The sequence below is a fragment of the Hominilimicola sp. genome, assembly GCF_046972485.1.
In the GTDB taxonomy this organism is placed as follows: domain Bacteria; phylum Bacillota; class Clostridia; order UBA1381; family UBA1381; genus Hominilimicola; species Hominilimicola fabiformis.
The window spans coordinates 1-8226 of the sequence record NZ_JBKVWU010000099.1 but is presented as its reverse complement, the minus strand read 5'-3'; the positions used below and the strand labels follow the sequence as shown (position 1 = coordinate 8226).

At 36.8% G+C, this 8226-nt stretch carries 4 protein-coding genes; all 4 read left to right on the top strand.

The window, feature by feature from the left end; translation table 11 throughout:
- The first annotated feature begins 11 nt into the window (after positions 1 to 11).
- A complete protein-coding gene (locus ACLTU0_RS09270) occupies positions 12 to 3797 on the top strand; it encodes a hypothetical protein (protein ID WP_412322164.1) in 3786 nt (1261 codons plus the stop codon).
- A 54-nt stretch (positions 3798 to 3851) separates the two neighbouring features.
- Positions 3852 to 6011, top strand: a complete 2160-nt coding sequence (locus ACLTU0_RS09265; protein WP_412322162.1) for a hypothetical protein — start codon at positions 3852 to 3854, stop codon at positions 6009 to 6011.
- Between the two features lie 69 nt (positions 6012 to 6080).
- Entirely contained in the window at positions 6081 to 7676 is a 1596-nt protein-coding gene (locus ACLTU0_RS09260; RefSeq protein ID WP_412322161.1) for an alpha-L-rhamnosidase C-terminal domain-containing protein, read from the top strand.
- Positions 7677 to 7733: 57 nt separating this feature from the next.
- The coding region (locus ACLTU0_RS09255) for an ABC transporter substrate-binding protein (RefSeq protein ID WP_412322160.1) at positions 7734 to 8226 on the top strand (493 nt) is incomplete at its 3' end.

The window sequence follows — 8226 nt, the reverse complement described above, 5'->3', positions numbered from 1 at the left end:
ATAAAGGAGATATGATATACCACGAGGTAGATTGCGGAACAAACAATACCGGCGCTGCAATTTACTGGAAACCTATTATAACGTATACGGCAAGAGAAACAATACCCGACAAAACACAGACAATTTATAAAAAGGCAGACGCATACATGGATGGTAATGGGGTACAAGGCTATAATGGGTGGTTCTATTTAAAAAGAAATAAAGAAAGTAATAAATATACATATCTTAAATGGGATGGAAATCAGTACAGCTTAGACGGGGCGTATGTGAACGAGCATTTTATAAGTCCGGGTTATGATACACCGGCAGTTCTTTGTTGGAAAGCGCCTTATTCGGGAAACATAAACTTGTCAGTGCAAGATGATGTGGTCTATCGAAACGGACCGAATCCTAACGGTAGTGATGTAACTGCAACATTAAGACTTAATGACGAAATATTAATAGACAATAATGGTCAAAAGATGCAGTGGGTATTTGATAACGCATGCTATAATGGATATGGCAATCAGACATACAAGGTAACAAATCTTCATGTAAACAAAGGTGATATGCTATATCATGAGGTAGATTGCGGAACAAACATGACCGGAGCCGGAGTATATTGGAAACCGATTGTGGAATATACCGAATTTGATTCTGATGAAGCAGAACAAAACACATATTTCATTAATACTATTACAGATTACAAGAATTATGCTGATATAGTGAACAGCACAAATCCTTCAGCCTGCGCAAAGCTTATGACTGATATTGAATTTAACAGAAACACACCACAGTTGATTAATTTTGAGGGGGTAATAGACGGAAATAACCATAAGATTACATTGCATGGTAATTCACTGATTGAATCGGCGAAAAATGGTGTCGTCATAAAAAATCTTACGCTTGATGGAACAGTGAGAGCAGAAAACAATGCGGCTGCATTTATTGGAAATATAGATGCTGCGGAGCAAGGTGTAATCATAAAGAACTGTGCAAATCTTGCAAATATTTATTCTTCATGTAATAGTGCGGCAGGCTTCGTTGGATATGTTGGCAGGAATAGTGTTTTAAAAATTAAAAGCAGCTATAATTATGGCTTAATCATCAGCATGGGCAATACGGCAAATGCGTTTGCAAATTCAGATGAAAGTGTATTTATTAATTGTGAAAATAGTTATTATCTATCGGATTGTACAAAGATAAATGAAACAACCGTTATAAATACACCGCGAGGAACACAAGCGTCAGCAAAACGATTTGCAAGCGGAGAAATAGCATACAACTTAAATAAGAGCGCTGGGGATATTGCTTTTGGACAGGATATAGGTAACAATTTATATCCTGTGGGAATATCGGATGCGAAAAAAGTTGTATATAAGTCAGACAATGAATACAAAAACGGAGAAGGATTATTTGCGGCATTAGGAGTTGATAGTGCGGCGTTCTGTGCAGATCAGAAAGCATTTATAGTGATAGCAGACTATGACTATGACAATGGCATGTTAGTATCAGTGCAATGTGCTGAGCTTGATGCAAATTCAATATACAGAACCAATTTGACTGAAAAAGCGGAAAATGTTGAGAGGAAAATGTTTGTTTGTAATAACAGCAATGAGATTATTCCACTTTGTGAGTCTATCGTTTATGAACCATTTATAGATGCTCCTGATAGTACAACAATAATGACGGTAAGTTTTGACGGTCAAAAAACGAAATGCCCTATTATGCTTGTTGACGAATATCCGAGCATTGCAATAGAAGACATTGCAAAAATAGCAGGCGGTGAGGCAAGAGGATATAGATTAAACATAGGTGACATTCAGCTTGAATACGAGGCAGATAATAGGTTGGCAAAATATGGTGACGGACATCTTATGTTGGAGAGAACTCCAAGACTGTTAGGCGGAAAGTTGTATGTGCCGATCAGTTCACTAATGCCGACAACGGGGTGGACGGTTGAGTATAAAAGATTTGAAGATTTAATCATAATAGAAACGGGGACGAACTATCCCGAACCACAGGTGACGGTATATGTGAAGGATTACAGTGGTATAGGGGATGGCAGTGCATATGACAGTGAATATGACAGAGATGCGGTTCTTGCTGCATTTAATGCAGCTGTCGCGTTGGCAGAACAGGGCACACCGTCTAAGCTGGAGTTCGAGGCAGGGAAAACATATAAAATAAATGAGAAGCAGGATTCATTTGCGCTTTTTGATTTAGATAATATAAATAATTTTACGATAGATGGAAATGGAAGTACACTCGTATTCGAAAGACCAACAAATGGTCTCATAGATATTGAGGGATGTACAAATATTAAGGTGAAAAACTTGACTGTTAAGTATGACGAAGAAGTAATAAGTTGGGGAACCATCAAATCAAAAAGTGTTAATGAAAATGCTTTGTACATTGACATTCCAGAGGAAATTCATCTTCCGGCAGATGATGCATGGGCGAAGTATTATTGCACAAATCCAACAGAAGGACCATGGATTTTTGGCTATATTATGCAGCCTGAGAATGTATCACCGAGATTTATGCCGTTTGATGCACTTTGGATAAATTCGATAGAACATGTACAAGGCAGAGAATATAAGATTACATTCAAGCATTCACTTGAACAGTATATTCCTATCATAAATATAGGCGATCGTTTTGTGTTTAAGAGTCGCTGGAACTCATATGATTTCGGAGAATACAACAAAGACGGACGTCCGGATTTTTTGGCGGTAAGCTACAGTAAGGATGTTACATTCGATGGGATAAAAACTAATGGAGCGCTTTTGATGTTTGCGCCTGTAGCTTATTGTGACGGAAGAATAGTGTTTCAGAATTGCGAAATGTCAGTAACACCAAATTCACTTATAACATCAGCAGCGGACGGAATTCATTTGTCAACCAATCGATTTGGCGTTATTATTGAAAATTGTAATCTTAATAATTCGCTTGATGACCTTATAAATACAGAGGCATATTGCGGTGAAATAGTAAAAATAATTGATAATTATACTTATGAAACGTCAAGAGATATGTTCTGTAAGATAGGCGATGAAATAAAGTTTTTTGATGTGTCAAATCATGCAGTGGTAGGCAAAGCTTTTCTGACAAAGGTGGAGCAAACCGAGAATGGAATGTATAGGTTAACCTTGGATAGAACAGTTGAAGGAGTTGTTTCGACCGAAGATGCGAGTAATCCGACTGTAATATACAATATGAATGCTGCTAATAACGGTAATATTGTAAGAAACAATAGACTTACCAATTCAAGACGGCATGCATATATAATCAGATCTGAAAATTCGATTATTGAAGGCAATTATATGGAGAATAATGTTGGGGCGGCAACTGAAGCGGCAAATGAAATTCACGGCGGAGTTAACGAAGGACTGTTCCCGTCATCGCTTACGTTCAGGAATAATACCGTTAAGAGCGATGGTATCAGTTCAAAATATAGTCCGTTAAATATATATTCATGGTATGCGCGGCAAGGCGACCAAAAAGCCATAGACGGAGTGCTTATAGAAAATAATACAATAGATGTACCGAGTGTAAATGGTTCAATAAGAATAAATTCTGTAAATGGTCTGTATATGCTTAACAATACTATAAAAAGCAATGCCGAGTTCGACAGAGATGTATCTCCTATAACAATATCAAATTCAAACATAGCCCAAATAGATGGTGTAGATTTTTCATATAAACAAAATGTTTCTGCAGTTATAAATATTACAGGCTGTGAAGTAAACGAAAACGATATAACAAATATTAAACTAATAGGAGAGAATACGGCAATGCCATATTCAATAAAGTAGAATAATTATCAGAGAATAATTATATAAAATTTTATTACAAAAGGAGTGTTTTTTATGAAACAAAGTTTAGCAAAGCGGCTTTTAAGCACATCAGTGGCGATTATCGCCGCAATGCAGTGCATGGCTGCCACCGTGAGCGTGTCTGCTGCGGATATGGTATCTGTCTATAAAAAAACGGATGCCTATTCGTCCTGCAAAGGAGAACAAGGCAAAGACGGCTGGTATTTTATGTACAAGGACAGTAAGGGCGCATACATAGACATGACATGGACGGACAATAAATTTAAAGGTATCGGAGGCGAAAGTGTTGACGAACATTTTATAGTACCCGGTTATGATGCTCCGACTGTAGTAGGTTGGGAAGCACCGTATACCGGTACGGTAACACTGACTGCTCAGGATAATACTGTGTATCGTGACGGACCAAACCCCACAGGTGAAAATGTAATTGCAACAATGAAATTGAATAATGAAATTTTAACAGACGATAACAATCAAAAAACACAGTGGGTATTTGATAACACATGTTATAATGGTTCTGGAAATCAGTCATATACTGTGACAAACCTTCACATTAATAAAGGAGATATGATATACCACGAGGTAGATTGCGGAACAAACAATACTGGTGCAGAAATATACTGGAAACCTGTCATAACATATACGGAAATAGAGCAGGAATTTGATCCAACAAGGAAGGAATATGAAAAGACGGATGCGTATACAAACAGTAACGGTTTGCAAGGTTATGACGGCTGGTATTATTTAAAGAAAGATAAGGCAAGCGGTGAATATACACAGATTGCTTGGAACGAGACAAACCAAATTTATGGTTCATGGGACGGTTCATATGTAAACGAACATTTTGTAATGGGAGATGTTAACGCGACGACGTCAATTGCGTGGAAAGCGCCGTTTTCGGGAACCGTAACGCTACGTGCAACGCAAGACATTGTATATCGTGAGAATCCGTCTAAAGATCAGAACGGTTCAGACATAACCGCAGCTATACGAATAAATGATGAACAGTTAAAGCAAAATGACGAGACAGATGCGAAATGGACTTTTACTAATCAACAAAATCATGAAAATGGCTTCCAAGCATATGTGATAGAAGGAATACATGTAAATAAGGGAGACATAATATATCATGAGGTAGACTGTGGAGGAAATCGTACAGCCGCTCAGGTTTACTGGAAGCCTATTGTAAAATATACTGCGTTTGATCCAGAGGAAACAGAACAAAAAATATATTTTATTAATACCATTACGGATTACAAGAATTATGCCGATATAGTAAACAGCACAGATTCATCAGCGTGTGCAAAGCTTATGGCGGATATTGAATGGAACAGAAACACCCCGCAGTTAATGAATTTTGCTGGAACAATAGACGGAAATAACCATAAGATTACTCTTCGCGGAAATTCAATGATTGAATCTGCCAGAGATGGTGCAGTCATAAAAAATCTTATTATTGACGGAGCAGTCAAAATGGAAAGTAATGCTGCTGCACTTATTTCAAATACTGCAGGTGATACAGGCACGGTAACTATTGAAAAATGTATGAATCTTGCTGATGTTGAGGCAACAGGAGATTATGCTGCAGGATTTGTTGCTAATGGTGTTGATGGTGTAATGGTTAATATAAATAATAGCTACAGCAATGCTATTGTAAAGAGCGCCGGAGAAAATGCGGATCCTTTAGCAAATAAACAATCGACTTTTACAAATTGCTGGTATCTTAAAAATGGTACCAAAAAGGGTGAGGAATTTGTAAATCCAACGGTAAGCATGGCAGCATCTGCGGAGCAGTTTGCCAGTGGAGCAGTTGCATATGGCTTAAATGCCGCTGCAAGCGATTTTATATTTACCCAGAAAATCGGGACTGATTTAAATCCGGTTGTAGCATCAGAGAACAGCGCTAAGGTATATAGGACAGACACGGATGAATATTCAAACAATGATGGTGCATTTATTGCAAAGAATGGTAACAGCACAATGGTATGTTCATCTAAAGATGCACAATTGATATTTGCACAGTACAAAAATGATGAGATGACTGTTGTTGATATGCAGTCTATAACGGCCGGTGAGATTATAAGATCTGATATTACATATAATCAAGATACTGATTATTACAGAATTTTCGTGTGGGAGAATTTTGACAATATAGTTCCGATATGCCCGCATTTTGAATATGCAATACAGTAAAAAGTCCCAAAAACAGCTTTGAAAATAGCTGAAATCACTTGACAAATTAAAGAATGGATTTGATATAATATGAATGAATACATTAAGCCTAAAAGAATTATTTGTGAGAAAGACATTATTAATTCCATACATATACTAAAAAGCAATCTTAATCAAGCCGTTTTTAATGATATAAACTGTATTAAGATAAAAAAAGGAGGACATATTCTTCTGGATTTTGGCAAAGAATTAAATGGGGGAATTGTTCTTACAATACAATCCGTATCTTGTGATAATGCAAAGATAAGAATGGTTTTTGGCGAAAGTGTTATGGAGTCATTGTCTGATTTTGGGAAAAAGAATGCTCAAAATAACCACTCTATTAGGGATATGACCGTAGATGCTGTTTATATGAGTACTCAAAGATTTGGCGAAACAGGTTTTAGATTTATAAAGCTTGAAGCAATCAATGGTGACATTTCGGTTAGAAGTATACAGGCAGTTAATGATATAAGAAATGTTGAATCTTTGGGGAATTTTGAATGTAATGATGAACTCTTGAATGAAATTTGGAAAACAGGCGTGTACACAGTTAAGTTGAATATGCATGAGTATCTTTGGGATGGAGTAAAACGCGACAGACTTGTATGGATAGGAGATATGCATCCAGAAACATCGGTTATTAAGTCTGTATTTGGAAACGATGAATGTGTTAGACGAAGTCTTGACCTCATAAAAAATGAAACAAAAGGCGATTGGATGAATGGTATTCCAACATATACGTTTTGGTGGGTAATTATTCACTATGATTTATATATGCATTGGGGAGACATAGAATATCTCAGCGAACAACGTGATTACATGATTGATGTTGCAAATAAAATGTTCCATATTATTGATGCTGATTTCAAATTAGATAATATTGACGGTTTGTTTGTTGACTGGAGTAGCCGAGGGCAGGACTGTGAAATAGAAGGTGTTAAATCAATTGCTTGCATTGCATTAAAATATTTAAAGCAAATGCTTGAGATCATGGATGAGGTAGAATGTTCAGCAAAATGTAAAGTATATTATGATTTTTTAAAGAATAAAAAGGTCGATGATGAGTTGGAATTAAATAATCGTATTGCCGCATTAACTGTACTTGCTCAAAGAAGCTCTCAAAAATCAGTTGATAAGACATTAAGCACAACTGAAAATGAAATGTCGTGCTTTATGGGATTTTACATATTGAAGGCATTATCTAAAATGGGAAACAATTCAAGAGCACTTCACATTATAAGAAACTATTGGGGTGCAATGCTCAATCTTGGTGCAACTACATTTTGGGAAGAATTTAATATGAAATGGGCAAAAAATGCAGCAAGAATCGATGAAATTGTCCATGATGGCAAAGACGATATTCATGGCGATTTTGGCGAACATTGTTATAAACAATATAGACTCAGTTTATGTCATGGATGGGCAAGCGGTCCGACATCGTTTTTATCTGAGAATATCGCTGGAATTGAAATTTTAGAGCCGGGGTGTAAGAAAATTAAGATTTGTCCCGATCTTGCAGGACTTGAATGGGTTAATATAGATTTTCCGACACCTTACGGAATTGTGAGAATAGAATGCAGATGTGTGGATGATAAAACAAATACAAATGTCACGGCACCTGATGGAGTGGAAATTGTTTATTGACAAGTTTATTAAAAAAGAATTAAAAATTATTGAATAAAACGAGAAAGGATAATAAAAATGATGAAGAATAATAAGATAAAGAAAATAACCGCAGTAGCGGTTTCGGTAATTATGGCTGCAATGATGCTTTCAGCATGTGGTTCAGGCAGTCCAAGCAAGAGCGCTGATGGTAAGACGATTATAACAGTGGGAGATTGGCCGAGCAAGGATGGCATTGAGAAAGATAATATGGAGGACTCAAAGGCGAAGTTTGAAGCGGCTAATTCCGACATAGAAGTCAAGCCCGATTCATGGCAGTTTGAACTTAAGAGCTTTTATGCTAAAACTGCAGGTGGTCAGCTTCCGACAGTATACAAAACCAACTTTACGGAAGCTCCTCAGATTATTGCCTCAGGATATTCATCCGATTTGACAGCAGCTTTAGAAAAGTACAAACTTGCAGATAAATTCAATAAGAATATTATGAGATTGGTATCGAAGGACGGAAAGGTATTTGCATTCCCATATGCCGCATACGCTTTTGGTATGGCATACAATGTTGATCTTATGG